Origin of the sequence: Pseudomonas rhizoryzae (assembly GCF_005250615.1) — a bacterium.
GTDB lineage: Bacteria > Pseudomonadota > Gammaproteobacteria > Pseudomonadales > Pseudomonadaceae > Chryseomonas > Chryseomonas rhizoryzae.
On sequence record NZ_SULM01000012.1, the window covers coordinates 160,286 to 187,092 of the forward strand.

Annotated in this window: 20 protein-coding genes and 1 pseudogene; 6 read left to right on the plus strand and 15 right to left on the minus strand. The window is 65.3% G+C overall.

The features are described 5' to 3' along the window. Positions 1-27 precede the first annotated feature (27 nt). Together trpB and trpA are read left to right on the plus strand one after the other, a co-directional pair. Positions 28-1,236 carry a tryptophan synthase subunit beta gene (gene trpB / locus FAZ11_RS19765; protein ID WP_058767026.1) on the plus strand — a complete coding sequence of 403 codons (1,209 nt, stop codon included), beginning with the start codon at positions 28-30 and terminating at the stop codon, positions 1,234-1,236. Then, positions 1,233-2,039 carry a tryptophan synthase subunit alpha gene (trpA, locus tag FAZ11_RS19770; protein ID WP_058762501.1) on the plus strand — a complete coding sequence of 269 codons (807 nt, stop codon included), beginning with the start codon at positions 1,233-1,235 and terminating at the stop codon, positions 2,037-2,039. The genes trpB and trpA overlap by 4 nt, the downstream gene beginning before the upstream one ends. Positions 2,040-2,753: 714 nt before the next feature. On the opposite strand, the gene FAZ11_RS19775 is transcribed toward trpA, so the two are convergent. The 5 genes from FAZ11_RS19775 to gbcA form a co-directional block, all read right to left on the minus strand. Then, the gene (locus FAZ11_RS19775; RefSeq protein ID WP_058762500.1) at positions 2,754-3,164 is read right to left on the minus strand and encodes a DUF2141 domain-containing protein; all 411 of its coding nucleotides are present in this window, start codon (positions 3,162-3,164) and stop codon (positions 2,754-2,756) included. A 10-nt stretch (positions 3,165-3,174) separates the two neighbouring features. Further along, on the minus strand, positions 3,175-3,807 hold the full coding sequence (locus FAZ11_RS19780; RefSeq protein WP_137279463.1) for an HAD hydrolase-like protein: 633 nt from the start codon (positions 3,805-3,807) through the stop codon (positions 3,175-3,177). A 78-nt stretch (positions 3,808-3,885) separates the two neighbouring features. Further along, complete coding sequence (locus tag FAZ11_RS19785) at positions 3,886-5,511, minus strand: methyl-accepting chemotaxis protein (protein WP_058762498.1); 1,626 nt, start codon at positions 5,509-5,511, stop codon at positions 3,886-3,888. A gap of 132 nt (positions 5,512-5,643) precedes the next feature. Further along, positions 5,644-7,269 (minus strand): methyl-accepting chemotaxis protein, encoded by a 1,626-nt coding sequence (locus FAZ11_RS19790; RefSeq protein ID WP_058767029.1) that lies wholly within the window; start codon positions 7,267-7,269, stop codon positions 5,644-5,646. A gap of 173 nt (positions 7,270-7,442) precedes the next feature. Continuing rightward, the gene (gene gbcA / locus FAZ11_RS19795; protein ID WP_058762496.1) at positions 7,443-8,735 is read right to left on the minus strand and encodes a glycine-betaine demethylase subunit GbcA; all 1,293 of its coding nucleotides are present in this window, start codon (positions 8,733-8,735) and stop codon (positions 7,443-7,445) included. A 330-nt stretch (positions 8,736-9,065) separates the two neighbouring features. On the opposite strand from gbcA, the gene FAZ11_RS19800 reads away from it, so the two are divergent. Then, complete coding sequence (locus FAZ11_RS19800; protein ID WP_058762495.1) at positions 9,066-10,163, plus strand: FAD-binding oxidoreductase; 1,098 nt, start codon at positions 9,066-9,068, stop codon at positions 10,161-10,163. Positions 10,164-10,647: 484 nt separating this feature from the next. Here FAZ11_RS19800 and FAZ11_RS19805 read toward each other — a convergent pair whose 3' ends face one another. The 8 genes from FAZ11_RS19805 to FAZ11_RS19840 form a co-directional block, all read right to left on the minus strand. After that, the gene (locus tag FAZ11_RS19805; RefSeq protein WP_058773067.1) at positions 10,648-11,760 is read right to left on the minus strand and encodes a hybrid sensor histidine kinase/response regulator; all 1,113 of its coding nucleotides are present in this window, start codon (positions 11,758-11,760) and stop codon (positions 10,648-10,650) included. Then, a complete protein-coding gene (locus tag FAZ11_RS19810) occupies positions 11,753-13,510 on the minus strand; it encodes an ATP-binding protein (protein ID WP_058773066.1) in 1,758 nt (585 codons plus the stop codon). The genes FAZ11_RS19805 and FAZ11_RS19810 overlap by 8 nt, the downstream gene beginning before the upstream one ends. Beyond that, positions 13,503-14,489: a SpoIIE family protein phosphatase gene (locus tag FAZ11_RS19815; protein ID WP_240043618.1), complete on the minus strand. Its 987-nt coding sequence runs from the start codon at positions 14,487-14,489 to the stop codon at positions 13,503-13,505. Before FAZ11_RS19815 ends, FAZ11_RS19810 begins: the two co-directional genes overlap by 8 nt. Further along, entirely contained in the window at positions 14,480-14,833 is a 354-nt protein-coding gene (locus tag FAZ11_RS19820; RefSeq protein WP_058761816.1) for an ATP-binding protein, read from the minus strand. The genes FAZ11_RS19815 and FAZ11_RS19820 overlap by 10 nt, the downstream gene beginning before the upstream one ends. Positions 14,834-14,837: 4 nt before the next feature. Next, a complete protein-coding gene (locus tag FAZ11_RS19825) occupies positions 14,838-15,260 on the minus strand; it encodes an STAS domain-containing protein (RefSeq protein WP_058761825.1) in 423 nt (140 codons plus the stop codon). 13 nt (positions 15,261-15,273) lie between these two features. After that, positions 15,274-16,113 carry an STAS domain-containing protein gene (locus FAZ11_RS19830; protein WP_058761815.1) on the minus strand — a complete coding sequence of 280 codons (840 nt, stop codon included), beginning with the start codon at positions 16,111-16,113 and terminating at the stop codon, positions 15,274-15,276. Positions 16,114-16,230: 117 nt separating this feature from the next. Next, positions 16,231-16,494, minus strand: coding sequence for a PepSY domain-containing protein (locus tag FAZ11_RS19835; RefSeq protein WP_058761814.1), 264 nt, complete (start codon positions 16,492-16,494; stop codon positions 16,231-16,233). A gap of 74 nt (positions 16,495-16,568) precedes the next feature. After that, positions 16,569-17,534, minus strand: coding sequence for a CHAD domain-containing protein (locus FAZ11_RS19840; protein ID WP_058773065.1), 966 nt, complete (start codon positions 17,532-17,534; stop codon positions 16,569-16,571). A gap of 199 nt (positions 17,535-17,733) precedes the next feature. Between FAZ11_RS19840 and pap the strand changes: the two genes are divergently transcribed. Continuing rightward, positions 17,734-19,218 (plus strand): polyphosphate:AMP phosphotransferase, encoded by a 1,485-nt coding sequence (gene pap / locus FAZ11_RS19845; RefSeq protein WP_058773064.1) that lies wholly within the window; start codon positions 17,734-17,736, stop codon positions 19,216-19,218. Positions 19,219-19,621: 403 nt separating this feature from the next. Here pap and FAZ11_RS19850 read toward each other — a convergent pair whose 3' ends face one another. After that, a complete protein-coding gene (locus FAZ11_RS19850) occupies positions 19,622-19,831 on the minus strand; it encodes a cold-shock protein (protein WP_007160189.1) in 210 nt (69 codons plus the stop codon). Positions 19,832-20,098: 267 nt separating this feature from the next. On the opposite strand from FAZ11_RS19850, the gene FAZ11_RS19855 reads away from it, so the two are divergent. Further along, positions 20,099-23,569: an acyl-[ACP]--phospholipid O-acyltransferase gene (locus tag FAZ11_RS19855; protein ID WP_058773063.1), complete on the plus strand. Its 3,471-nt coding sequence runs from the start codon at positions 20,099-20,101 to the stop codon at positions 23,567-23,569. Between the two features lie 96 nt (positions 23,570-23,665). Then, complete coding sequence (locus FAZ11_RS19860) at positions 23,666-25,297, plus strand: methyl-accepting chemotaxis protein (RefSeq protein WP_058773062.1); 1,632 nt, start codon at positions 23,666-23,668, stop codon at positions 25,295-25,297. 13 nt (positions 25,298-25,310) lie between these two features. On the opposite strand, the pseudogene FAZ11_RS19865 reads toward FAZ11_RS19860, so the two are convergent. After that, positions 25,311-26,735, minus strand: a pseudogene (locus FAZ11_RS19865) (MFS transporter). Between the last annotated feature and the right edge of the window lie 72 nt (positions 26,736-26,807).

Below are 26,807 nucleotides of genomic sequence, written 5' to 3' on the forward strand. Positions count from 1 at the left end.
GTAGCTCCATCTTCGCAGGAGAACCCCATGACCCAGACCGCTTACCGCCAGGGCCCCGACGCCCAAGGCATGTTCGGCCAGTTCGGTGGCCGCTATGTCGCCGAGACCCTGATGCCGCTGATCCTCGATCTGCAGCGCGAATACGAAACCGCCATGCACGACCCGGCGTTTCTCGAGCAGCTGGCCTATTTCCAGCGCGACTACGTCGGCCGGCCCAATCCGCTGTACTTCGCCGAGCGTCTGACCGAGCACTTCGGCGGCGCCAAGATCTATCTGAAGCGCGAAGAGCTGAACCACACCGGCGCGCACAAGATCAACAACTGCATCGGCCAGATCTTGCTGGCCAAGCGCATGGGCAAGACCCGCATCATCGCCGAGACCGGCGCTGGCATGCACGGTGTGGCCACCGCCACCGTCGCCGCGCGCTTCGGCCTGCCCTGCGTCATCTACATGGGCAGCACCGACATCGACCGCCAGCAGGCCAACGTCTTCCGCATGAAGCTGCTGGGCGCCGAGGTGATCCCGGTCACCGCCGGTACCGGTACCCTCAAGGACGCCATGAACGAGGCTCTGCGCGACTGGGTGACCAACGTCGCCGACACCTTCTACTTGATCGGCACCGTGGCTGGTCCGCACCCCTATCCAGCCATGGTCCGCGATTTCCAGGCGGTGATCGGTCGCGAGACCCGCGCCCAGATCCTGGAAAAGGAAGGCCGTCTGCCCGACAGCCTGATCGCCTGCGTCGGCGGCGGCTCCAACGCCATGGGCCTGTTCCACGAATTCCTCGATGACCCCGAGGTGGCCATCGTCGGTGTCGAAGCCGGCGGCCACGGGGTGGACACCGACAAGCATGCTTCCAGCCTCAACGGCGGGGTACCCGGCGTATTGCACGGCAACCGCACCTTCCTGCTGCAGGACGACGACGGCCAGATCATCGACGCCCACTCGATTTCCGCCGGCCTGGACTATCCCGGTATCGGCCCGGAGCACGCCCACCTGCACGACGTGAAGCGCGTGGAGTACGTGCCCATCAATGACGACGAAGCGCTCAAGGCCTTCCACCAGACCTGCCGCCTGGAAGGCATCATCCCGGCGCTGGAGTCCGCCCACGCCCTGGCCGAAGCCTACAAGCGCGCTCCGCACCTGCCCAAGGACCACCTGATGGTGATCTGCCTCTCGGGCCGCGGCGACAAGGACATGCAGACCGTGATGAGCCACCTGGGAGACGCCCTATGAGCCGCCTGGAAACCCGCTTCGCCGCGCTGAAGGCCGAGGGCCGTGCGGCCCTGGTCACCTACACCACCGCAGGCGACCCGGACTACGCCACCGCCCTGGCCATCCTCAAGGGCCTGCCGGCCGCCGGTGCCGACGTCATCGAGCTGGGCATGCCCTTCACCGATCCCATGGCCGACGGCCCGGCCATCCAGGCCGCTGCCCTGCGGGCCCTGCAGGGTGGTCAGAACCTGGCCAAGACCCTGGAGATGGTGCGCGACTTCCGCCGCGAAGAACGGGAAACGCCGCTGGTGCTGATGGGTTACTACAATCCCATCCACCGCTATGGCGTGGAGCGCTTCCTGGCCGAAGCCGCCGAAGCGGGCGTGGATGGCCTGATCGTGGTCGACCTGCCGCCGGAGCACGACGCCGAGCTGGCGCTGCCGGCCCAGGCCGCCGGTATCGACTTCATCCGCCTGACCACCCCGACCACCGATGATGCCCGCCTGCCGCGGGTACTCAACACCAGCTCCGGCTTCGTCTACTACGTGTCCGTTGCCGGGGTGACCGGTGCCGGCTCGGCCACCACCGAGCACGTCGAAGCCGCCGTGGCCCGCCTGCGCCGCTTCACCGATCTGCCGCTGGCGGTAGGCTTCGGCATCCGCACCCCGGAGCAGGCGCGCGTCATCGCCCGGCTGGCCGACGGCGTGGTAGTGGGCTCGGCCTTCGTCGACCAGATCGCCAAGGCTGAATCCAGCGGCGCCGCCATCGATGGCGTCCTGGGCCTTTGCCGGCAACTGTCGGAGAGCGTGCGTACCGCGCGTTGATCCCCAATCGTTACGAAAAGGACCGCTTCGGCGGTCTTTTTTGTGCCTGGCGTTTTTCCAGCCTGTGCATAACCCTGTGGGCAGTCTGTTCGTCGCTGCTGCAAAGCTGCGTGCCAGAAGGATTTTAACGTCATAGGGCTTGTTGATCGATTGCCGACGGACGTTCAAGACCGAGAAAAATTCACCTGATCGCTATTGCTCCCCAGGTAAAGGCTGTGGATAAGCCTTGGGCAAGTTGTCAGCAACGGGAAAGACCCACGACCAGGCCTGATTGTATAAAAAATGAACAATTTCACTGGAGGTCTGCTCGGGGATAAAACGCCAGGAGTTCGCTGGGTTTTCCCACATCTACTGTGTGCGTGCTTGTGGAAAAGATGTGGGACTCGACCGCATAGCCAGAGCTACCAAGGCTTGCAGAGGATCGTATAAAAAATGATCAGTTGCCATGACTAGGTTTTCCACAACTCACAATCCAGCTGCATAGGGCTGTGGATAGCTTGTTCGCTCAGTGCTGAAACTCAGATAGGGCGCGGCCTGCAGAGAATTGATCAAATTTTGATCGATATTTGCCGGGTTTTCCGAGTCAAGCGTTTTTTCCTCTCCGCCCAGAGAGTTATCCACGCCAATTCAGAATCTTGTCGATGTTCGAGCGCTAAAGCGGCTGTGGATAACTCTGTTGATTTTCTGTTCGGAAGGCTGTGCACGGGCTCTGTGCTAGCGCAACGTCACCTTTTGCCGCGATCCTTCCGCGGGGAGTACGAAAGCGCATTCCTCGAAGGTCGCCATGCGCATGCGCAGCGGCGGATTGTTGCTGTAGCCGTATTGCTCGGTCGGCATGCCAATGAAGTTGGTATCCAGCTTCTGGTTGTCGTTGCTGTCATGGATCACCGACACGGCATAGCGCCCGGGCGGCAGTTCGAAGCGGTATTCCTGGGCACCAGGTTGTGCGGCGATATGGGCCTGGGCCAGCGGCGTCTTGTGCGCTTTCCAGGCCTCTTCACTGGCGAACACCGCCAGCAGTAGCTGGCCGCCGGTGCCATCGACCGTCTCCACCCGCACCTGCAACTCGGCCGCCTGTACCAGACCGCTCAAACAGAGACCGCACACCAGCAACAGAGGCTTCATAGGCATTCCTTCAGGAGGGGGAAGACGCCAGCCGCAGCAGATCGGCCGGTCGTTCGAAAAAGAAATCGGGGCGCTGCTCGCGGAGCGTGGCGGCACAGCCATAGCCCCAGGCCACCGCCGCGCAGTCCAGGCCGGCACGCCGGGCCGCCTGTAGGTCGCGCAACTCGTCACCGATGTAGAGCGACTCGGCGGCCGGGATACCCTGGCGTCTCAGCAAGCGCGACAGGCGTCGTGCCTTGCCGAGCAGGGGGATGTCGAATTCGCCATCGCTGAACAGGTGCCAGGCGTCCGGCAGCACCTGGCGCACGCTGGCGGCGGAGTTGGAGGTCGCCAGGCCCAGTTGCAGTCCCGCGGCCCTTAGCCGTGCGAGCGCGCTGGGTATCCCGGCGAAGGGGGTGACCGCCTCACCGCGTTGCGCCATCAGCCGCCGATAGTGACGGGCGATCCGGGGCACCCGCCACAGCGGAATGCGCAGGCTCTCCAGCAGTCCGGCCAGGGAGGCGGCGCGTAGCTGCGGCCACTCGTCGGGGCTCGGCTCGCGAAAGCCATGGGTCCGCGCCAGCTCACCGAGACAGCTCAGCAAGAAGGGCAGGCTGTCCGCCAGGGTGCCGTCGAAATCGAAGATGACGTAGCGGTAGCTCATGCGAGAGAGACGCGGCCAGCGAAGGCGCCAGCGTAGCGGGCGCCTCCGGGTTTTGCCACCGCGTCCCTGCCGGACAGATCACACGCGGAAGCGGCGAATCTGACCGTTGAGCTCCACCGCCAACTCGGAAAGCTGCTGGCTGGCGGCGCGAGTCTGCTCGGCGCCCGCGGCGGTCTGGACCGAGAGGTCACGGATGCGCACCAGGTTGCGGTCGACTTCGCGGGCCACCTGGGCCTGCTCTTCGGCGGCGCTGGCGATCACCAGGTTGCGCTCGTCGATCCCCGATACCGACTGGGCGATGGCAGCCAGGGCGGCATTGGCCGATTGCGCCTGCTCGCGGGTCTGGCGCGCCTGGTCGGCGCTGGTCAGCAGCGCATCGACGGTCTGGCCGGTGCCCTGCTGGATGCTGCCGATCATGCCCTCGATCTCGCGGGTGGACTCGCCGGTGCGATGGGCCAGGGCGCGCACCTCGTCGGCGACCACGGCGAAGCCACGCCCGGCATCGCCCGCCCGGGCGGCTTCGATGGCGGCGTTCAGCGCCAGCAGGTTGGTCTGCTCGGCCACCGCGCGGATCACGTCCAGCACCTGGCTGATGTTGCGGGTCTGCTCGGCCAGCTGGCGGGCCTGTTCGCTGGCGCCCAGGACGTTTTCGGTCAGCACCTCGATGGCGCCCAGGGTATCGCCCAGCTGGCGCTGCCCCTGGCGCGCGGTATCGGCGGCTCGGCGCGATTCGGAGGAGGTGGCGGTGGCATTGCCGGCCACCTCGTCCACTGCCTGGCTCATCTCGGTGACGGCGGTGGCCGCCATCTCGATCTCACTGTTCTGCTGCTGCAGGCCGGTAGCGCTTTCTTGCATGACCGCGGTCATTTCCTCGGCGGCCGATGCCAGTTGGGTGGCGGAATGCCCCAGGTGGCCCAGGGTATCGCGCAGGTTGGTCTGCATCTGCTGCATGGCCTGCAGCAGTTGGGCGGCTTCGTCGTGGCCACGGGTATCCAACGCCTGGGTCAGGTCGCCACTGGCGATGGTCTTGGCGGCGGTGACGGCCTCGGCGATGGGGCGGGTCATGCTCAGGGTCAGGCGCCAGGCCAGCAGCAGGGTCAGGCCCAGGGCCAGGGCAATGACGATCCAGGTGATGGAGGTGGCTTCGGCATAGGTGTCACCGGAGCGCTGGGAGGCCGCCTTGATGTCTTCCTGGTTGATCTTGCGCAGGGCTTCGGTGCGCTCGTTCATCTGCACACCGAGCTTGGCCATGTTGGTCTGGATCAGGCTGCGGGCGTCGTCGAGGCGGCCAGCACCGATAAGTTCGGCGAGCTGGTCGATATAGCGTCCATAGTCGCGATGGATCTGCTGCAGCGCCGCGAAGGCCTGTCGCTCCTGATCGGTGGTGAGCAGGCGCTGGTAACGGGCGAAGCCGGCCTCGACGTCGGCGCTGATGCCGTCGATCTTCTTGCGCGTGGCGGCGACGGTCGCGGCGTCCGGGATCGCCAGCAGCCGCAACACCTCGACCCGAGTACGGGCCAGTTGCAGGGCGAGGTTGTCGGCTTCGACGATGCTGGGCACGTTATTGGTTTCGATCACCTGGCCCTGGGTGCGGATCTGCGACATCTGTAGCAGTCCAAACAGGCCCAGGCTGGCCACGAGAATGGCCAGCAGACCGAAACACAGCAAACTGCGGATGGCGATGGAGAAGGAACGAAAAGTCACGGCGGCAGCCCCGATGGAAATGGAGGCCTCCTGTAACGGCTAGACTCGCCGTGACTTGATGGCTATTCGTCTTAAATCTGACTATTTGTGGTGCAGAGCCGCAACGCCTGGGCGAAGGTCTTCGACAGGCGCTCAGAATTGGAAGCGTCGTACCTGACCGCTCAAGGTCGTCGCCAGATCCGCCAGTTGCTGGCTGGCGCCCCTGGTCTGCTCGGCACCGGCAGCGGTCTGGACCGACAGGTCGCGGATGCGCACCAGGTTACGATCCACTTCGCGAGCCACCTGGGCCTGCTGTTCGGCGGCGCTGGCGATCAACAGGTTGCGCTCGTCGATGCCGGATACCGCCCCGGCGATGGCGGCGAGGCCGGCATTGGCCGCCTGGGCCTGTTCGCGGGTTTGGCGCGCCTGGTCGGCGCTGCTCAGCAAGGCGTCGACGGTCTGGCCGGTACCCTGCTGAATACTGCCAATCATCTTCTCGATCTCGCTGGTCGAATCCCCGGTGCGCTTGGCCAGGGCGCGGACCTCGTCGGCCACCACGGCGAAACCACGACCTGCCTCGCCGGCACGGGCCGCCTCGATGGCGGCGTTGAGCGCCAGCAGGTTGGTCTGTTCGGCCACCGCACGAATCACGTCCAGCACCTGGCTGATGTCGCGGGTCTGGGTTTCCAGCTCACGGGCCTGGCTGCTGGCGCCGAGAACCTGCTCGGTGAGCGCCTCGATGGCGCCCAGGGTTTCGCCCAGCTGGCGCTGTCCCTGGGCCGCAGTCTGCGCGGCCTGGCGCGAGTCGGTGGAGGTGGAACCGGCATTGCCGGCGACTTCCTCGACCGCCTGGCTCATCTCGGTCACGGCGGTGGCCGCCAGCTCGATCTCGTTGTTCTGCTGCTGCAGGCCCTGGGCGCTTTCCTGCATGACCGCGGTCATCTCTTCGGCGGCCGATGCCAATTGGCTGGCCGAATCGCCGATGTGCGCGAGGGTCTCACGCAACTGGCCCTGCATCTGCTGCATGGCCTGCAGCAACTGAGCCGCTTCGTCTTTACCGCGACTGTCCAGCGGCTGGGTCAGATCACCGGTGGCAATGGTACGCGCCGCCGCCACGGCCTCGGCGATGGGACCGGCGAGGCTACGGGTCAGCCGCCAGGCGAGCAGGGCGGTGAGGGCCAGCGCCAGCAGGATCGCCAGCCAGGTTACGGTGGTGGAGCGCCCATAGGTGGTATCGGCCTCGGTACTGGCGGTCTGGATATCCTGCTGGACCGCGTCGCGCAGCGTCTCGATGCAGGCATTCATGCGGATACCCAGTTGCGCCATGCTCTGCTGGACCAGCTGGCGCGCCTCGGTCAACTGACCGGCGCTGGCCAGGTCAGCCAGTTGCTGCACGCCCTGCAGGTATTCCCGATGCACCTGGCGCAAATCGTCCAGCGCCTGTCGGCTCTGCGCTGACAGCACCCCTTGCTGATAGCGGGCGAAGGCGGCCTGGACCTCGGTGCTCAGGCCGTCCAGTTTCTTGCGGGTGTTGGCCAGGCTTTCGGCATCGGGCATGGCCAGCAGCCGCAGGGTCTCGATGCGAGTGCGTGCCAGCAACATGCCCAAATCATTGGCGGCGATAAGGGTGGGGATATGGCGTTGCTCCACCTGGTGTCCCAACTGGCGGATCTGCGACAGCTGGAACCAGCCGAACAAGCCGAGGGCAGCGACGAGCGCCGCGAGGATGCCAAAACACAGCAGATTGCGGGTAGCGATGGATAAAGAGCGGAGGGTCATGATGAGCCTGTGAATGAAAAGCCGAAACGTGAACAGGCTCACAACTTTATGTGATGTTTTGAATAAAAGGCTCTGGAATAGGGTGCGTCAAAAAATCGCACCGCCTAAAAAGACGGTTTTCTGACATGCCCATGGAGCTTTTTAGCTCCATGGGCAGGGGAGAACCGCGGTCGTCAGTCGCCGCTGACCTGGCGCAGGTGCGCCGCCGGGGCCTCTTCACCGAGGTTGTTGAGCAGGCGCTCGCTGTACCAGTCGATGAAGTTGATGACGCCGAACTCGTAGGTCTTGGAATACGGACCCGGCTGGTAGGCCTTGGAGTTGATGCCACGCTGGTTTTCTTCGGCCAGGCGACGGTCCTGGTCGTTGGTAGCGTCCCAGACCTTGCGCAGGTTGACCGGATCGTAGTCGACGCCTTCCACGGCATCCTTGTGCACCAGCCACTTGGTGGTCACCACCGTTTCGGTCGGGCCCAGCGGCCAGACGGTGAAGACGATCATGTGATCGCCCATGCAGTGGTTCCAGGAGTGCGGCAGGTGCAGGATGCGCATGGAGCCGAGGTCCGGGTCGGTGATGCGGCCCATGAGCTTCTGACAGCCCTGCTTGCCGTCCATGGTCATGGACACGGTGCCGGCGAGCAGCGGCATGCGCACGATGCGGTTGCGCAGGCCGAAGCTGGCATGGGCGTAGGGGATCTTGTCGGCGTCCCAGCGGGTGGTACAGGCGGCGACCTGATCCTTGAACGCCTGGGAAGCGCGCGGATCGGTGACGTCGTCCCACTCCAGCAGGGTGTTCAGCAATTCGGGGTGGGAGCCGCTGCAGTGATAGCACTCGCGGTTGTTCTCCAGCACCAGCTTCCAGTTGGCCTGCTCGACCAGGTCGGTGCGCACCGCGACTTTGGTGTTCTCCATGTCGTACGGCTCCATGTAGTGCTCGAGCGTACGCAGGAAGTCGTCGATGGCGGGCGGCTCATCGGCGAGGGAAATGAAGATGTAGCCACCCGCCGTCTTCACGTGGATCGGCTTGAGGCTGTAGTCGGCCATGTTGAAGTCGGCGCCCATTTCGCTGCCGGCGAACAGCAGGCGACCGTCCAGCTCGTAGGTCCACTGGTGGTAGGGGCAGACCAGCTTGGCGACCTTGCCCTTGTCGCTTACGCACAGGCGCGAACCGCGGTGACGGCAGACGTTGTGGAAGGCGTGGACCTTGCCCTCGGCACCGCGAACCACCAGGATGGGGTTGTCACCGAGTTGCAGGGTGATGAAGTTGCCCTTGGCCGGGATCTCGCAGGTCATGCCGGCGATCAGCCATTCCTTGCCGAAGATCTCCTGCATGTCGATCTGGAACAGGCGCTCGTCGTTGTAGAACGGCTGGGGCAGGGAATGGGTGCGCTCGCGGGTGCGCAGCATTTCGGCCGTGGCCTTGCGGGCCGGCTCGAGAGGGTCGCCCAAACTCAGGGTGCTGACGTCCATCGTACATCCTCGTAGCCACCCGGCGGGTGGCGAAAGTGGTTGGTCACGGTATTGCAAGGCTTGTTGGCCGACGGGGCGGGGCCGCCGAATGACCCTGAGAGTTGCCCATCGTGCGCTGTTTCGGGTTCGGCTTGGGGCGGAGTGTGGGGCCGGAGCCAGGAGGGTGCCTTGCTCATGGGCGACATGGCCAACGCTGTTCACGACGCCCCAGCCCTTGTCATTGCTGGGCCGGTCGCCATCGGCATGTGGATGTCGCGATTGGGAAAGTGACGGTCGGATGTCGCTTCCAGAATCGCCGCCATTAGGCCCGAGCGGCAATCGAGGTGCGCCATGAATACCTTCCTCAACCCCGTCACCACCCAGACCTGGACCAATGGCCGGCACCCCGTGCGCTGCGTCAAGGTGATCCAGGAAACCTGGGATGTGCGCACCTTCTGCTTCACCGCGGAAATCCCGTTGATGTACTTCTTCAAGCCGGGGCAGTTCGTGACCCTGGAACTGGAGATCGGCGGCAAGCAGGTGATGCGCTCCTACACCATCTCCAGCTCGCCCTCGGTGCCCTACAGCTTCTCCATCACCGTCAAGCGCGTGCCGGGTGGCCAGGTGTCCAACTGGCTGCACGACAACATGAAGGTTGGCGACACCCTGGCCGTGCATGGCCCGGTGGGCCTGTTCAACGCCATCGACTTCCCGGCCGACAAGGTGCTCTATCTCTCCGGCGGCGTGGGCATCACCCCGGTGATGTCCATGGCGCGCTGGTTTTATGACACCAATGCCAACGTCGACATGGTCTTCGTGCACAGCGCCCGCACCCCGCGCGACATCATCTACCGGCACGAGCTGGAGCACATGGCGTCGCGGATCGACAACTTCGTGCTCAATATGGTGTGCGAGCGCACCGAGCACGGCGAGTCCTGGGCCGGTTTCCGTGGCTACTTCGACCGGCGCATGCTGGAGCTGATGGCGCCGGACTTCCGCGAGCGCGAGATCTTCTGTTGCGGCCCCACGCCCTACATGAATGCGGTCAAGGCCATGCTCCGCGAGCTGGGCTTCGACATGGCCCGCTACCACGAGGAATCCTTCGGCGCGACGCCGCCGGAAGCCAAGGTGGAGGCGGCGGAACAGGCCGAGGCCGCGGCGGATCTGCCACCGATCCCGCTGGAAGCCCAGTGCCTGATCTCCTTCACCGAGAGCGGCAAGAGCGTCAGCATCGGCCCCGGCGAGACCATCCACGGCGCGGCGGCCAAGCTCGGCCTGCACATTCCCAAGGCCTGCGGCATGGGTATCTGCGGCACCTGCAAGGTGCTCAAGAAGAGCGGCGAGGTGGTCATGGACCACAACGGCGGCATCACCGAGGAAGACGAAGCCGAAGGCTACATCCTGTCCTGCTGCAGCATCCCGCAAGGGGATGTGCAGATCGAGTTCTGATGCAGTGACGTAGGTTGGGCTGAGACGGCTTCATCGTCGAAGCCCAACGGGGCGGGGCTTCACTTCTGCGCCTTGGGTATGTGGGGGCCCTGGCTACTTATCGAGCTCTGCTGATAGTTTTTATTTCGCCCCCCTCGGGCGAGTCACTTTTGCCAGTCGCGGCAAAAGTAACCAAAAACGCTGTCCCCACGTTTCGGCCCTCCGCTTCGCTCCGGGTCCCCTCGCTCTGGCGCCGCTCCGGGGGCACGGCACGAAGGGGCCTCCTGCCCCTCGCGCCTTGCTCGGCGTCCTGCCTCGCAACCCCCGTAACGACACCTGCGCTCGGCCTCACTGACGGGGACGGGAGCGCCAGCCTGAAGCTTCGGCGTTTACAGGAGTGGCGTAGGTTGGGCTGAGCGCAGCGAAGCCCAACAGGGACGAGGTCGATCCTGAACTGTTCGGCTTCGGTGATGGAGCCGCCTCAACCCAACCTACCTCGCGCCCTCTAGGCGATTCGGGTCGGCAAGCTCAGGGTGATGATCACTTCGCCCTCGCCGTTGGCGAAGCGCGCCTCGCCACCGAAGCTTTCGCTGAGTGCCTTGACGATGGGCAGCCCCAGGCCCCAGCCGCGCTTCTCGCTGCGGGTGGAGATGAAATAGGGCGTCGCCAGGTTGGCCAGGACATCGTCCGGAAACTGGCCACGATTGCGCAATTCCAGCACCACCGCGTCCTCGGCCAGGGTCTGGCGCACCTGGATCTCGGTACCGGCCTGGCCGTGCTTGGCGGCATTCAAGACCAAATTGTCGAAGATGCGCAGGAAGGCATAGCGGTCCCACACCACCTCCAACGCCGGCGTCTCCAGGTGCAGTTCGAGGGGGTTGGCGAACTGCAGCCGCAGGTTGGCCGCGGCATCCTCCAGCAGGGCGCCCAACTGGAGCGGATCGCCACTCAGACGTACGCCGCCGCCGAGGCTCATATGGGTGATGTCGAGCACGTCGGTGATCATCTGGTTCATACGCTGCAGGTTGTCATGCAGGGTCTGCAACAGGTCGTCGGTGCGGCGCGCGGGGCTGCGCTGCATCAGGTTGACCACCATGGTCGCGGCGGTGAGCGGCGAGCGCAGGTCGTGATTGAGCGACCTCATGAAGCGTTCGAGCATGACCTTTTCCGCCTGCAGGTTCTCGCTACGGGCGATGGCCGAATTACGCTGCTGCTCCATGCGCCCGACCCGCGAGCTGGCCTTGAGCAGGGCGCCGACGGTGGCCAGCACCTCTTCCGGATTGATCGGGTGGGTCAGGTAGGCCTGAGCGCCGGTGTTGAAACCCTGGGCCTTGTCCTTGCCGGAGACGAAGGTGGCCGAGATGTTGATTATCGCCGGCAGTCGTCCCCAGCCACGCTTGAGTTCGATGGCCTGGATCAGCTCGAAGCCGGTGGTGTCCGGTAGGTTGACGTCGATGATCACCAGTTCGACGTCATCGTCGATCAACAGCAGTCCGCTGGCGCCGCTGGCCGCCTCGAGCACCTGGTAGTGGGGCTGCGTCGCCAGGATCTTGCGCAGCACGTAGCGATTGGCCTCGGTGTCGTCGATGATGACGATACGGTGTGCCGGGCTAGTCATCGGACAGACTCCGCGCCAGGGCGCATACCTCGGCGAGCAGCCGCTCGGCATGATCGGGAGCCTGCTTGGAGAGGATGGCGTAACTGTAGTCCTGCAGCCGTTTGCGGCTGGTCTCGTCGAGCGGCTGGGCGGTATTGATCAGTACCCGGCGGTGCATGCTCCAATCCATGCTGGCCAGCAGGTCCTCGCCGTTGATATCGGGCAGGTCGAGGTCGAGGATGATGATATCGGGGCGCACCGCGTTGAGCCGATCCAGGCTGCTGCGGGCGCTATCGGCCTCCAGCAGCACGGGATTCAGGCGTTCGAGGGTACGGCGCACCAGGTAGCGATCGCCTTCGTTGTCCTCGATCACCAGCACGGTGAGGCCGCTGAGGTCCAGCTCCTGGGTGGCGTCCGAGGAGGTCGAATAGCGGCGGGGCAGGCGCAGGGTGAAGCGGCTGCCGCGCCCGACTTCGCTGTCGAGCGTCAGTTCGCCCTTGAGCAGTACGGCCAGGCGCTGCGCCAGGGGCAGCCCCAGCCCCGTGCCTTCGATGTGGGTCAGGTGGGGCGAGCGGATGCGTTCGAATTCCTCGAAGATCTTCTGCTGATCGTCCGTGGCGATGCCGATGCCGCTGTCTTCCACCAGGAATTCCAGACTGTCGTCGTCGGGCTGGAACACCTGGATGCGTACCCGCCCCTGCGGGGTGTACTTGAAGGCATTGGAGATCAGATTGCGCAGTACCTGGAACAGCCGGCTCTCATCGGTTTCCAGCAGCACCTCGGCAGGTGCCGGGGCAATGGTGAAGCTGACCTGCGGATAGCGGGGCGCCAGCGCCGTGGCGAACTGGGTGAGGCGCTCGACGAAGGGGCCCAGGTAGAAGGGCTGGGGCACGATGGTCAGCCGGCCGGATTGCACCTCCGCCAGTGCCAGCAACTCGCTGACCAGATTGGCCAGTTCCAGCGCCGCATCGCTGATGAAGCGCACCTGACGGCGCTGTTCCGCATTGAGTGCCCCGTCCACGCCGCTGGCGAGCAGCTTGGCGACGTTTTCGATGATGTTGATCGGGGTGCGGAATTCATGGGTCATGTTGGAGAAGAAGCGGGTCTTGGCTTCGCTCGCCTCCTTGAGTTCCTGGGTCGCCTTCTCCAGCTCCGAGTAGAGCGCCACCACTCCCTGGTTGGTGTTTTCCAGTTCCTTGTTGGTGGCTTCCAGCTCCGACTGCCGCAGATGCAGCTCGGTGTTGGTGAACAGCAGTTCTTCGCTCTGCAGGCGGATCTGCTGGTAGGGATCGGGCGGCGTGGCACCCTGCAGTTCGCGGGTCAGGTCAGCGAGCACGGCTGGATCGGGAAAGGGCCGCGGCGCCTGGTACTTGCAGGCGGTGATCCGGGTGCCGGCCGGGGAGGTCTGGATGTCGAAGTCGTCGAATAGGCGCTGCGCGCCGAGCAGGCCGATACCCATGCCGGTGCTGGAGCGATAGCTACCCGCGCGGATGGCCTCCATCTCGGCGATACCCGGGCCCTGGTCGATGGCGCGCAATTGCAGGCCGCGCAGCAGTGGGCCCTGACCGGTAAGCAGGGTGAATTCGCAACGCCCACTGCCGGCATACTGATAGATGTTGCGCGCCAGTTCCGACACGGCGGTGGCTAGGCGGATCTGTTCGAGCGTCGGCCAGTCCAGCGCGGCGGCGAGCCGCTTGGCCGTCTGGCGGCACTGCACGACGTCCTGTTCGCTGCGAATGGCAAGAATCAGCAAGGGCAGGACATCAGACATGCTTGAGTACCAGAACGGTGGCATCGTCGTTAGGACGACGGAAATCACGATGCAGCAGGGCCGCGATCAGCGCCGGATGGCGCGCGCCGAGACCGGATTGCTCACCCAGAGCTACCTTGGAGGTCAGCCCATCGGAGTTCAGCACCAGCAGGGTGCCTGGCGTCCAGGGGTAGGTGAAGGTCTGGATCCGGCCGATGCGATAGCCCAGGGTGCCGTTGTTGGACACCAGGCTGCGAGCCGTGTTGCCGAGCAGGCGCCCGGCGATATTGCCGATGCCGCAAAAGCTCACCTGGCCCTGGTCGGCATCCAGCTCGGCCAGCGCCAGGGCGGCGCCCCGGGTTTCCATCAGCGCCTGGTGCAGGTTTTCCATCAGGCGTTGCAGCGGCAGGTGTGCGCCGTGGCGCAGGAACAGCTCACGGGCGCGGCGACTGGCCAAGGCGGCCTGCTGGCCGTGGCCGAGTCCATCGCACACCAGCAGGCGCCGACCGGAGACCGCCCAGCTGTCGCCACAGACCTGTTCGCCAGGATAGGGGGTGCAGAGGGCGCCGTGCTGCAGGCGGGTGTTGGGCGCGCCAGCCAGATGGAAGCGGGCCAGCACCCCGGTGCCCTGGCCTGGCCGTGAATGGATGTCGAAGACATCGGCCTGGCGGCGGATCGCCCCCAGACCGGCGCCCAGGGTTGCCGCCGTGCTGTAGTGATCGGTCAGGCAACGGGCGACATCGGCCATGCCGGGACCGCGATCCACCGCCACCACGTCCAGGACGCCATCGTCGCCCAGGGTGGCGAGGAGTTCGCCGTGGCCGGCATGACGCACCAGGTTGTAGCCCAGCTCCTGGGCGACGATGGTCAGCCGGCCCAGCAGGGTTTCATCCGTGGTGACGCTACTGGCCAGGCGTACCAGCGCCCGCCGCGCCGCATCGACGTGGGCGGTGCTGGTGACCGGTAGTAGCAGGCTGCCCGGCTGGCCGTTCAGCGCCACTTCCACAGCTCCACGGTGGTGCCCTGGCCGGGCTGGCTGTCGATATGGAAGTCGTCCACCAGACGCCGCGAGCCGGACAGCCCCAACCCCAGGCCTTTGCCCGAGGTATAGCCATCGACCATGGCGCGTTCCAGATCGGCGATGCCCGGCCCCTGGTCACGGATCACCAGGCGGATCGCCGGCTTGCCGGCCCGCACCGTTTCCTCGATCAGGCACTCGCCACCGAGGCCATAGACCAGGCCGTTACGGGCGATCTCGCTGGCCGCGGTGACGATCTTGGTCTGGGAAATCAGGCCCAGGCGAATGGCTTCGGCGACTTTGCGCACCTGCTGACGGATCAGCACGATGTCAGTCTCCTGGCGGAGGGGAAGCGTCTGTGTCTTCGGCACCCTCTGACTCCTCCAGCGATTCGTCGTCGGCGACCATGGCTTCGAGCCGGCGCATTCCCTTTTCCATGTTCAGCGCCGTGGCGATGCCCTCCAGCGACAGCCCCAGCTCCACCAGGGTGATGGCTACCGCCGGTTGCATGCCGACCACGATGACCTTGGCATCGAGGATGCGTGAGACCTGGGCGATATGGGACAGCATCCGGCCAATGAAGGAGTCGACGATTTCCAGCGCCGAGATGTCGATGAGCACACCCTTGGCCTTGTGGCGGATGATCTGCTCGGTGAGGTCTTCCTGCAGGTCCAGCGCCAACTGGTCATGCATGTCGACCTGAATGCTCAGCAACAGGAAGGGGCCCAGTTTGAGGATCGGGATCTTGTCGATCATGCCGCCTTCCTCAGCGCGTGGCCGGCGTGGCGAGACGCACGCCCTGCTGTTTGAGGGCCAGGCGGAAGGCATCGGCCAGGGACGCCTTGGTGATGACGTCGCCGAGTTCCACGCCCAGGTGGACGATGGTGGCGGCGATTTGCGGGCGAATGCCGCTGATGATGCACTGAGCGCCCATCAGGCGGGCGGCGGTCACCGTCTTGAGCAGGTGCTGGGCGACCATGGTATCCACTGTGGGTACGCCGGTGATATCGATGATGGCGATGTCCGATTCGGTCTGGACGATCTTCTCCAGCAGCGACTCCATCACCACCTGGGTGCGGTTGCTGTCCAGCGAGCCGATCAGGGGAATGGCGAGGATGCCGTCCCACAGTTCCACCACCGGGGTGGACAGTTCCAGCATGCTTTCCTGCTGCTCGCGGATCACCGTCTCGCGGCCGCTGACGTAGCTTTCCACGCTGTACAGGCCGAGGGCGTCGATCAGTTGGGTAGCCGACCAGATTTCGGCGAGCGGATCGTCGCACTCGTTCTGGATCAGGCGGAACAGCGGCTCCTTGAGCGAAAAGACGAAGGTCGCCGTTTGCGAAGGCGTCAGGCCCGCACGGCTCTGGTCGAAGGAGAAACGCTCCAGCAACGAACGCACCGGCTGCCAGTGCGATTCGCGCAGATCATTGCCGCCCTGAGCCGCAGCCACGGTGATGCGCCGCAGCAATTCGGCGGAATTGGCCAGGATGGTGGTTTCGTCGAGCAGATCGACGCGCATGCCGGCAGCGCGCTGGGCGCCGATCCAGGCGTCGAGCAGCGCCTGCTCATGGGTGCGCAGCAGCTCGACCAAAGCGGTACTGTACATGGGAATTCCTAGGTGACGGAGCAGGCGGTGGGGGATGATCCGCCTGATGGGAGAGGGAAGGCAGGATGCGACTCGCTCATACGGCATGACCGGGCGGGGTGCCCGGTCGGTGCAGGATCACATGTCCATCTTTTCCTGGGTGATCTTGCCCGTCTTGGCATCGGCGTGGAAGTCGTACTTCATACCATCTTTCTTTATCCCTTCACCTTCCCACTGACCATCGTCGGCTTCGATCTTGGTCACCGAGGTGTAGCCCTGCTCCATCAGCTTGGTCTTGACGTCGTTCATCGGCATCCAGTCGGCACCCGGCTGGTCGGCCAGCGCGGCGGTGCTGGCCAGGACGGAACAGGCGAACAGGGAAGCGAGCAGTTTGGATTTCATCGCGAAACCTCGGCGTGGTGGTTTGTCTGCCTTTGACCACCGGGGCGCGCGACAAATCCCACACCCTGAACGCCTCAGTTAGCGGTGCTTTCGACCAGATGCGGCAACAGCCCTGCGGGGGCGGCCGCACGCTTGTCCTTGAGCTTGCGGGGGGTGTAGGGCCGACTGGCCAGGCGCCAGAGATCGCGCCAGCGCTCGGCGAGTACGCTGGGTTTGTCGAGGTAGAGGCGCAGGCCCAGGGAGAAGGCTTTCGCCTGCAATCGCTCGCGCTGCCGGGCCAGACTCTCGCCGATGGCCTGGCGAGTGTTGCTGGCGCCGAACAGGGTGGGTTCGCTGGTCAGCAACTGCTGCATCACCGCCAGGTCATGATCGTCGCCCAGGTATTCGGCGAGGCGCTTGAGGCTCTTTTGGCGGGTCTTGAATTCGGTGGGCCAGGCGGCGGCGAGCAACTGGGTGTGATACCAGTGATCCTTCACCCGCTTGCGCCAATCGTGCAGTGTCTCGTCGGTAGGCTTGTCGCGCGCCGTCTTGAGCGCTTGGCGGCCGGCCTTGTAGTGGTCTTCCAGGCCGCGGGCGAAGAGGGCGAAACCCTGGCCGGCGAGTTTCCAGCCGGCGACCTCCTCACGCAGGGTAGCGAGTTCCGCGAGCAGCTCGGGATGGCCGTCGACCGCGGCGATCTGCTGATCGGCGCGCTCCTGCAGGCGTTGGCGCACGCGCTTCATGGCCGGCGAGGCGAACCTCTTGCGGTCGGATTCGCCCAGCTTGTCCCAGCTTTCCACCAGGGCGGCGCTGTCGCGTAGCGAGGACAGCTCGCGGCCCAGGTCGCGCAAACGCCGATTGCGGCTGGCGAAGGCGCGCTTGCCCAGAGCGCCCTGCAGCAGGCGGAGCAGAGCCCGCAATTCCTTGAGGCGCTTGCGCGTCTCGTGTACGCCCGTGGGGGTATGGCTCCCCAGGGCGGCTTCAGCCTGTACCAGACGATCCGTCACCACTCGGCGTACTTCTTCATCAGCCGGTTGCCGCGCATCGAAACGAAAGGCCATCGAACTCTCCTCGGATAGGTGGGCTGCAGCGCCCGCTTGGGCGGGAGCCTAACGGTGTGAAGACCTCTACAACAGCCGTTGATGCCAAATTTCATTTAATCGTCATATTTCCGTCATGCAAAGTCGTCTTGGGCACCGGGCGCCGCACTGCGGGTCAGAGGGGCTATAGTTGCGCCACTACCAGAGCGAGGAGATCCGGATGTTCGAAGCCGCCGAGAACGAACACCTGCTCGATGAGGCCACCTACGAGGCCAAGCTGCCGAAGTTGCGCGAGGCATTGCTCGCCGCCCAGTACGAGCTGAAGGCGCAGGGGCGATTTCCGGTGATCGTACTGATCAATGGCGTCGAGGGGGCCGGCAAGGGCGAGACGGTCAAGCTGCTCAACGAATGGATGGACCCGCGCCTCATTCGCGTCGAGAGCTTCCTGCAGCCCACCGCCGAAGAGCGTGAGCACCCACCGGCCTGGCGCTATTGGCAGCGCCTGCCGGGCAAGGGCCGGATCGGCGTCTTCTTCGGTAACTGGTACAGCCAGATGCTGCACGCCCGGGTGAACAAGGAGATGTCCCGGCTCGAACTGGATGCCGCCATCGACCAGGCGGAGCGCCTCGAGCGCATGCTCGCCGACGAGGGCGCGTTGATCCTCAAGTTCTGGTTCCACCTGTCCAAGGACCAGCTCAAGCAGCGGCTGAAACACCTCAAGCACGATCCGCGCCTGGGTTGGAAGCTCAGCCCGCTGGACTGGCGCCAGGCCAAGGTCTATGACCGCTTCGTCAAGCAGGGCGAGCGGGTGGTGCGCCGTAGCCATCATGATTACGCCCCCTGGCACGTGGTGCCCGGTTTCGACGAGCGTTTTCGCAGCCTGACCGTCGGCACCCTGTTGCTCAAGGCCTTGCAGCGCGCCCTGGCCAGCAAGCCGCGCAAACCGCGCAAGGCGGCAGCCGTGAGCGTGCCGCCGCTGGATGGGCGCGGCGTGCTGGCGGCGCTGGATCTGAGCCAGCACCTGGACAAGGGCGATTACGAGGATCAACTGCTCACCGAGCAGGCCCGCCTGGCCAAGCTGCTGCGCGACAAGAAGTATCGCCGCCATGGCCTGGTGGCAGCCTTCGAAGGTAACGATGCGGCGGGGAAGGGCAGCGCCATCCGCCGCGTCACCGGTGCCCTGGACCCGCGCCAGTACCGGATCGTCCCGGTCGCCGCACCGAGCGACGAGGAATTGGCCCAGCCCTATCTCTGGCGCTTCTGGCGGCACATCCCGCGGCAGGGCGACTTCACCATCTTCGATAGATCCTGGTACGGCCGGGTGCTGGTGGAGCGGGTGGAGGAACTGACCCCTGTGGCCGACTGGCAACGCGCCTACGGCGAGATCAACGAATTCGAGGAACAGCTCAGCGACGCCGGCATCGTGCTGGCCAAGTTCTGGCTGGCCATCGACCAGGACACCCAGCTGGAGCGCTTCCGGGCCCGTGAGGAAACGCCGTTCAAGAGATTCAAGATCACCGAGGACGACTGGCGCAACCGCGACAAGTGGGAGCTCTACAGCCAGGCGGTAGACGACATGGTGGTACAGACCAGCACCGCCGTCGCGCCCTGGACGCTGGTGGAGGCCAACGACAAGAGGTTCGCGCGGGTGAAGGTGTTGCGGACGTTCAATGAGGCGTTGGAGCGGGCGTACGACAAGGGTTGAGAGGCCTTTGCCTGGCTTCGCTTCACACCTATCTAGCGACGTTTATCGTGAACGTTCAGGCGCGGAGGATAAGCCCCTTGCCAGAAGGGTGAGCGGAATCGTTGCGTAGGGGGTCGAGCGGCATGGATGCCGCGAGAGTCGCGAGGGCCATGGATGGCCCTTCGCGGCGTACCCCTGGAGCGGCGATGGAGCGAACGAACCCCTGCGCAGCCGGGGCCGATGGAGGGGCAAGCGTTTTTGGTTACTTTTGCCGCGACTGGCAAAAGTGACTCGCCCGGGTGGGCGAAACAAAAGGCTTCAGCAGGCACGTTAATCAGCTAAATGGCGTAAGCCAGAAAAGCACCAAACCCCAGAAACGAAAAAGCCCCACCGAAGTGGGGCCTTTCTGCAACCGGATCAGTCGTTAGACGACTTGAACCTGGTCAGCTTGCATACCCTTCTGGCCTTTGACAGCCACGAAAGTGACCTTCTGGCCTTCGCTCAGGCTCTTGAAGCCGGCGCTTTCGATGGAGCGGTAGTGCACGAACAAGTCGGCGCCGCTTTCCGGGGTGATGAAGCCGTAGCCTTTCTCATCGTTGAACCACTTGACGGTGCCATTTTCACGATTGGACATGAATATCTCCAGGATGTAGGGGAACAACCACGTCAGCGAGACATTCGCGAACGGGACTGTAATGCGAGAGTGAGACGAGCCAGGAGATGAAAATGAAGCAACATCAAGCAGGTATCGAGTAACTATTGCAGTAGCAGTGCCCACACCATACGCGCTTTCGCGCGCTTGTATAGTCCTGATTTGCATATTTGATGACCAATGGCACCGGCTTGCACTGCCAGAGCGTCTCACTCAGGCTAAGAAATCCCCTGCTCGGAAGGACCTCGCATGGATAAGCTGCACCGGATCAAAGGGGCCTGGCCCTACCTGATCGCCGTGTTTCTCAACGCCTTCGTCGATCTCGGCCACAAGATCGTCATTCAGAACACCGTGTTCAAGGTCTACGACGGCTCCACCCAGGTGGTGCTGACCGCCCTGGTCAACGGCATGATGCTGTTGCCCTTCATCCTGCTGTTCAGCCCCTCCGGTCATGTGGCCGACCGCTTCGCCAAGGTCCGGGTGCTGCGCCTCGGGGGCTGGGCGGCGGTGGGCATCACCCTGGGCATCACCCTGGCCTATTACGCCGGGCTGTTCGAGCTGGCCTTCGCCATGACGCTGCTGCTGGCGGTACAGGCGACCTTCTACTCGCCGGCCAAGTACGGCTACATCAAGGCGCTGTTCGGCAAGCAGCGGCTGGCCGAGGGCAATGGGCTGGTGCAGGCCAACTCCATCATCGCCATCCTCGCTGGCACCGTGGTCTTCACCGCCTTCTTCCAGTTGCACCTGGGCGAGGGCCAGGCCACGCCCCACGCCATCCTGCAGGACATCGCCCCGCTGGGCTGGCTGCTGGTGCTGTGCAGCCTGGCCGAGGTGGCGCTGCTCTATCGCCTGCCGGTCCTCGAAGAGCCCAGGCCGCAGGTCCCCTTCGACTGGCACGCCTATCTGCGCCTGCGCAGCGCCCGGCGCAATCTGGCGGTGATCGGCGAGAATCCGCTGATCCGGCTGTCGATCATCGGCCTCGCGGTGTTCTGGTCGGTGGGCCAGGTGCTCTTGGCGAGTTTCCCGGCCTATGCCAAGGATCACCTGGGCATCGACAACGTGCTGGTGCTGCAGGGCATCCTGGCGTGTGCCGGGATCGGCATCGCCCTCGGCTCGGCCTTGGCCAGCCGCGCCTCGCGCGGGCGTATCGAGACCGGGTTGATCCCGGTGGGCGCCCTGGGCATCGCCCTGGGCCTCTGGTGGCTGCCGGCGCCCAGCTCGGCCTGGCTGCATGCGCTCAACTTCATCTTCATCGGCCTGATGGGCGGCCTGTTCATCGTGCCGCTCAATGCGCTGATCCAGTTCAACGCCCGCGAGGACCAGCTCGGCACGGTGCTGGCCGCCAACAACTGGGTGCAGAACGTGGCCATGCTGGGCTTTTTGGTGCTCACCGCGGTGATCGCCCTGCTCGGCCTGGACAGCCGCTGGCTACTCTTGCTGATCGCCACGGTGGCCCTGGTGGGTGGCGCCTACACGGTGTGGAAACTGCCGCAGAGTCTGGTGCGCTTCCTGCTTGGGCTGATGGTGACCCGGCACTACCGGCTCCAGGTGCAGGGTCTGCAGAATCTACCGGCCCAGGGCGGGGTACTGCTGCTGGGCAATCACATCAGCTGGGTGGACTGGGCCATGGTGCAGATCGCCAGTCCGCGTCCGGTGCGCTTCGTGATGCTCAGGTCGATCTACGAGCGCTGGTACCTCAAGCCCTTCCTCAAGGCCATGGGTTGCCTGCCCATCGCCCAGGGCAGCGGCGCCGGGGCGGCGCTGGAGCAGGTGGCTGGCCTGCTCAAGGCGGGCGAGGTGGTCTGCCTGTTCCCGGAAGGGGCGATCAGCCGGACTGGCCAGCTCGGTGAATTCCGCCGGGGCTACGAGAAGGCCTGCCAACTGGTCGGTCCGGAGGTGCAGATCGTGCCCTTCTACCTGCGCGGTCTGTGGGGCAGCCAATTCTCCCGCTCGTCGAGCAAGCTCAAGGAGCTGCGTGACAGTCCGCTGCACCGCGAGGTGGTGGTGGCCTTCGGCAAGCCGCTGGCCAAGGACACGCCCGCCGACGTGCTCAAGCGGCGCATCTTCGAGCTGTCGATCCGCTCCTGGGAGCGCTACATGCAGGGCCTGCCATCCCTGGCCGATGCCTGGGTCGCCAGCGTCAAGCGCAGGCCCGGTGGCCTGGCCCTGGTGGATGATTTGGGCGCGCCGCTCAAGGCCGCCCAGGCGCTCACCGGCGCGGCCTGCCTGGCGCGGCGGATGCGCAAGCAGCCCGAGGCCAACCTCGGCCTGCTGCTGCCCACCAGCAGCGGTGGCATGCTGGCCAACATGGCGGTGCTGCTGGCCGGCAAGACGCTGGTCAATCTCAACTACACCGCCAGCCCCGAGGCCCTGAGGTCCGGACTGGACCAGGCCGGTATCCGCACCGTCTACACCTCCACCCGCTTTCTCGAGCGCTTGCGCAAACGCGGCCTGCCGGTGGACGAACTGCTGGCCGGGCGTGAGATCGTCGACCTGGAAAGCCTGCGCGCTGGCATCGGCAAGGCCGAGCTGATCGCCAACTGGCTGGCGGTGCGGCTGTTGCCCACCGCCATGCTGCAGGTGCTGGTGAGCCGCGCCCACGATCCCGAGGCCACCGCCGCCATCCTCTTCTCCAGTGGCAGCGAGGGCACGCCCAAGGGGGTGATGCTCAGCCATAGAAACATCATGGCCAACCTCAAGCAGACCTCGGACGTGCTCAACACCCAGGACGACGACGTCTTCATGGCCTCGTTGCCGCTGTTCCACGCCTTCGGCCTCACCGTCACCCAGTTCCTGCCGCTGATCGAGGGGCTACCGGTGGTGTGCCAGGCCGATCCCACCGACGTGGCCGGTATCGCCAAGGCGGTGGCTACCCATCGCGCCACGGTGCTCTGCGGCACCTCGACCTTCCTGCGGCTGTTCGTGCGCAACACCAAGGTGCACCCGCTGATGCTGGAGAGCCTGCGCATCGTGGTGGCCGGCGCCGAGCGCCTGGACCCGGCGGTGCGCGAGGCCTTCAAGCTCAAGTTCAACCAGGACATCTACGAGGGCTACGGCGCCACCGAAACCGCGCCGGTCGCCTCGGTCAATCTGCCCGATGCCCTGGACGTGAACTACTTGCAAGTACAGCGCGGCGGCAAGGTCGGCACCGTGGGCATGCCGCTGCCGGGGACCGGTTTCAAGATCGTCGATCCACAAAGCTTCGTCGAACTGCCCACCGGCGAGGCTGGCATGGTACTGATCGGCGGGCCGCAGCTGATGCAGGGCTACCTGAACGATCCCGAGCGCACCGCCAAGGCCATCCGCGAGATCGACGGCGAGCGCTGGTACGTGACCGGCGACCAAGGGCGGCTGGACGAAGACGGCTTTCTCACCATCGTCGACCGCTATTCGCGCTTCGCCAAGATCGGCGGCGAGATGGTCAGCCTGGGCGCCGTGGAGCAGGCCCTGGCGTGGGCGATCGCCGATCCGGAGATCGAGGTGCTGGCGGTCAATCTGCCGGATGCCAAGAAGGGCGAGCGCATCGTGGTGCTGCACACCGCTGAGCTGGACGGCGCGGCAGTGGAGAAGACGCTGCTGGCCCAGGGGGTAGGTGGGCTGCTGTTGCCCTCGGCCTGGCTGGCGGTGGAGGCGCTACCGAAACTGGGCACCGGCAAGGCCGACGTGGCTGGAGCGAAGCGGCTGGCGCAGGAGCTGCTGGCAGCGGAAGTGTCTAGCTGAGGCGATAGATCGCAGGACTGTCGTCGGAAGAGCGCTAAAGCCTGGCGCTGTCCTGCCGATCATGAGGGGGCTATCCATCTTTTCGAGGTGTCCCCGGTGAAGCTACGCTCCCTCAACATTGCCCCGCGCGCCCTGGTGGCCTTCGGTTTCTTCGCCTTGTTGGTGATCGGCCTCGGGCTGTTTTCCCTTGGCCAGAATCGCGTGATCAAGGACAGCGAAGAGCAGATCACCGATAACGTGATCCCGAGCGTGCAGACCATCGGCGAGATTCGCGCCGATCTGCTGAACCTGCGCATGCACAATCAGGGTTTGATGCTGGCCACCTCCAATGCCGAGACCCAGGCGGTGCACCAGGGCATCGAGACGGCCAAGGCCACTCTGGAAAAACATGTGCGCCAATTCGAGACGCTGCTGATCACCGACAAGGGGCGTGAGGTCTACGCCCGGATGACGGCTCAGCTGGCCACCTACCTGAACAATCAGAATCGCTATCTGAAGGCGCTGGATGACCAGAACGACGCCGAGTTGCTCAAGCTCAACGGTCAGGACGGCGAGATGGCACGCAGTGGCAATGCCCTGAGCGCCACGGTCAATGAACTGGCCGGGTTGGTCAACGGCAAGGTCCAACGCCTCGCCGCGGCGTCCATGGACAGCTATCGTACCGCCATCGCCATCACCGTGGTGGTGATGCTGGCGGCCCTGGCTGGCACCCTGTTGCTGGCCTGGCGCTTCACCCGCAGCCTCACCGGTCCGCTGGCCAAGGCGCTGATGGTGGCCGAGCGCATCGCCGCCAACGACCTCAGTCGAGCGGTCGAGCGCGACGGTAACGACGAACCCGGACGGTTGCTGGCCGCCATGGCCCAGATGCAGGACAACCTGCGCGGCACCCTGGAACAGCTGAATCAGTCCTCCAACACCCTGGCCGCCACCTCCGAGGAGATGTCGACGGTGACCGAGGTGGGACTGCGCGGCATCCAGCGGCAGAACGACGAACTGGCCCAGGCCGCCACGGCGGTCAACCAGATGACCGCGGCGGTGGAAGAGGTGGCACGCAACGCCGCCGCCGCCAGTGGCGCCGCCCAGGATTCCCGTATCTCCACCGATCTCGGTCAGCGCCGGGTGGGCGAGACGCTGCAGACCATCCATGCCCTGCACGCCACGGTCGCCACCAGCAGCGCGGAGATCGACGGCCTGGCCGCTCAGGTCCAGCGCATCAGCGGCGTCCTCGACGTCATCCGTGGCGTCGCCGAGCAGACCAACCTGCTGGCGCTCAACGCCGCCATCGAAGCCGCCCGCGCGGGTGAGGCGGGGCGCGGTTTCGCCGTGGTCGCCGATGAAGTGCGGGCGCTGGCGGCGCGGACCCAGCAGTCCACCGGCGAGATCGAGGAGATGATCGGCGCCATCCAGGGCGGCGCGGGCAAGGCGGTGGACGCCATGGCCACCAGCACCGAGCAGGCCGGTGTCTGCCTGGAGGTGGCCACCGCCGCCGGCGAGGCCCTGGCCGAGATCGGTCGGCACATCGTGCAGATCACCGAGCGCAACCTGAGCATTTCCGCCGCCACCGAGGAGCAGGCCCAGGTCGCCCGCGAGGTGGATCGCAACCTCACCAGTATCCGCGACCTGTCCACCCAGAACGCCGCGGGCGCCGAGCAGACCGCCGCCGCCAGCAACGACCTGGCGCGCCTGGCCGGGGATCTGAATGGCGCGGTGCGGCAATTCCGCCTCTGACCGCAGGGCCCGGCTAGCGGGCGATGTCCTCCAGTGCCCGGTTACGGGTGCGCGGACCGAACAGGGCGATGGTCAACACCACGATCAGCATGCTGGCGACGATGAAGGCCAGCACGCCGGGCGTACCCAGGTGCTCCAGCAGGGTGCCGATGAGCAGGCTGCTGAAGACCGTGGACAGGCGGCTGAAGGAATAGCAGAACCCCACCGCCCGAGCGCGGATGGCGGTGGGAAACAGCTCGGCCTGGTAGGAGTGGAAGGCGAAGGTCAGCCAGGCGTTGCAGAAGGTGATGGCCACGCCACAGAGAATCAACCCTACCGCGCCCTGTTGCAGGGCGAAGAGGCTACCGAACGCCACGGTACCCAGGGCGGCACCGACGATCTGCCACTTGTTCTCGAAGCTATTGGCCACGCGCACGAACAGCAGCGAGCCCAGCGGATAGGCGAGGGTGATGACGAAGGCATAGCCCAGGCTGTGGGTCAGGCTCACGCCCTGCCCGGAAAGTAGTGCCGGTAGCCAGTTGCCGAAGCCGAAGAAGCCGATGGCCTGGAACAGGTTGAAGACGATCAGCATCAGCACTCGTCGCCGATAGGGCGGTTGCCAGAGCGCGGCGAAGCCAGCGTTCACCGGGCGCTCCGGCGGGGCTTCCGCGGGCGCTGGCAGGGGCTGGCCACGGTCGGCGCGGCAGGCCGCTTCCAGGCGTTCCACGCCCTGCTCGGCTTCGTCCAGCCGTCCCTGTTGCGCCAACCAGCGCGGCGACTCGGGCAGGCGCTGGCGGAGCTACCAGATGAACAGCGCGAACAGGGCGCTGGACAGCACCACCCAGCGCCAACCGGAAACGCCCAGCGGCGCCTGGGGCACCAGCCACCAGGACATCAGCGCCACGGCTGGAACCGACAGGAACTGGATGAAGAAGGCGAAGGCGAAGGCCGAGGTGCGCATGCCCTTGGGTACCAGTTCCGACAGGTAGGCATCGATGGTGACCAGCTCCAGACCCAGGCCGATGCCCACCACGAATCTCAGGGCGATCAGCCCCAGGGCGGTGCTCTGCAGCCCCATGGCCAGGGTCGCCAGGGTGTAGCCGATCAGCGCCCAGGTAAAGATTGCCCGACGTCCATAGCGGTCGGCGATGGGACTGAGCAGGCTGGCACCGACGAACAGGCCGAGGAAGGTGGCCGCGGCGAAGGCGGCCTGGTCGGAGACGCCGAAGACACCGGCTGCGCCGGTGTGGAATACGCCGTCGCGCAAGAGTCCGGGGCTGATGTAGGCGGTCTGGAAGAGGTCGTAGAGTTCGAAGAAGCCGCCGATGGACAGTAGCGCCACCAGTCGCCACAGGCTGCGGGTGGCCGGCAGGCGATCGAGGCGTGCCGATAGGGCGGCAGCGCGCTGGGAGGCGGGCAGGGCGGTGGTGCTGGCTGACGTTGGCTGAGCGGAGGTCATGGGCGGCTATCCGGAGAACGGTCGCCCTACAGCTTAAGGTTCGAAGGCGGCTAGGTGTTGCCAAATGTTTCC

Excerpts from the sequence above, each read along its gene's own strand:
- trpB (WP_058767026.1), top strand. The coding sequence starts at position 28 with ATGACCCAGACCGCTTACCGCCAGGGCCCCGACGCCCAAGGCATGTTC.
- trpA (WP_058762501.1), top strand. The coding sequence starts at position 1,233 with ATGAGCCGCCTGGAAACCCGCTTCGCCGCGCTGAAGGCCGAGGGCCGT.
- FAZ11_RS19775 (WP_058762500.1), bottom strand. The coding sequence starts at position 3,164 with ATGAAGCCTCTGTTGCTGGTGTGCGGTCTCTGTTTGAGCGGTCTGGTA.
- FAZ11_RS19780 (WP_137279463.1), bottom strand. The coding sequence starts at position 3,807 with ATGAGCTACCGCTACGTCATCTTCGATTTCGACGGCACCCTGGCGGAC.
- FAZ11_RS19790 (WP_058767029.1), bottom strand. The coding sequence starts at position 7,269 with ATGACCCTCCGCTCTTTATCCATCGCTACCCGCAATCTGCTGTGTTTT.
- gbcA (WP_058762496.1), bottom strand. The coding sequence starts at position 8,735 with ATGGACGTCAGCACCCTGAGTTTGGGCGACCCTCTCGAGCCGGCCCGC.
- FAZ11_RS19800 (WP_058762495.1), top strand. The coding sequence starts at position 9,066 with ATGAATACCTTCCTCAACCCCGTCACCACCCAGACCTGGACCAATGGC.
- FAZ11_RS19805 (WP_058773067.1), bottom strand. The coding sequence starts at position 11,760 with ATGACTAGCCCGGCACACCGTATCGTCATCATCGACGACACCGAGGCC.
- FAZ11_RS19810 (WP_058773066.1), bottom strand. The coding sequence starts at position 13,510 with ATGTCTGATGTCCTGCCCTTGCTGATTCTTGCCATTCGCAGCGAACAG.
- FAZ11_RS19830 (WP_058761815.1), bottom strand. The coding sequence starts at position 16,113 with ATGTACAGTACCGCTTTGGTCGAGCTGCTGCGCACCCATGAGCAGGCG.
- FAZ11_RS19835 (WP_058761814.1), bottom strand. The coding sequence starts at position 16,494 with ATGAAATCCAAACTGCTCGCTTCCCTGTTCGCCTGTTCCGTCCTGGCC.
- FAZ11_RS19840 (WP_058773065.1), bottom strand. The coding sequence starts at position 17,534 with ATGGCCTTTCGTTTCGATGCGCGGCAACCGGCTGATGAAGAAGTACGC.
- pap (WP_058773064.1), top strand. The coding sequence starts at position 17,734 with ATGTTCGAAGCCGCCGAGAACGAACACCTGCTCGATGAGGCCACCTAC.
- FAZ11_RS19850 (WP_007160189.1), bottom strand. The coding sequence starts at position 19,831 with ATGTCCAATCGTGAAAATGGCACCGTCAAGTGGTTCAACGATGAGAAA.
- FAZ11_RS19855 (WP_058773063.1), top strand. The coding sequence starts at position 20,099 with ATGGATAAGCTGCACCGGATCAAAGGGGCCTGGCCCTACCTGATCGCC.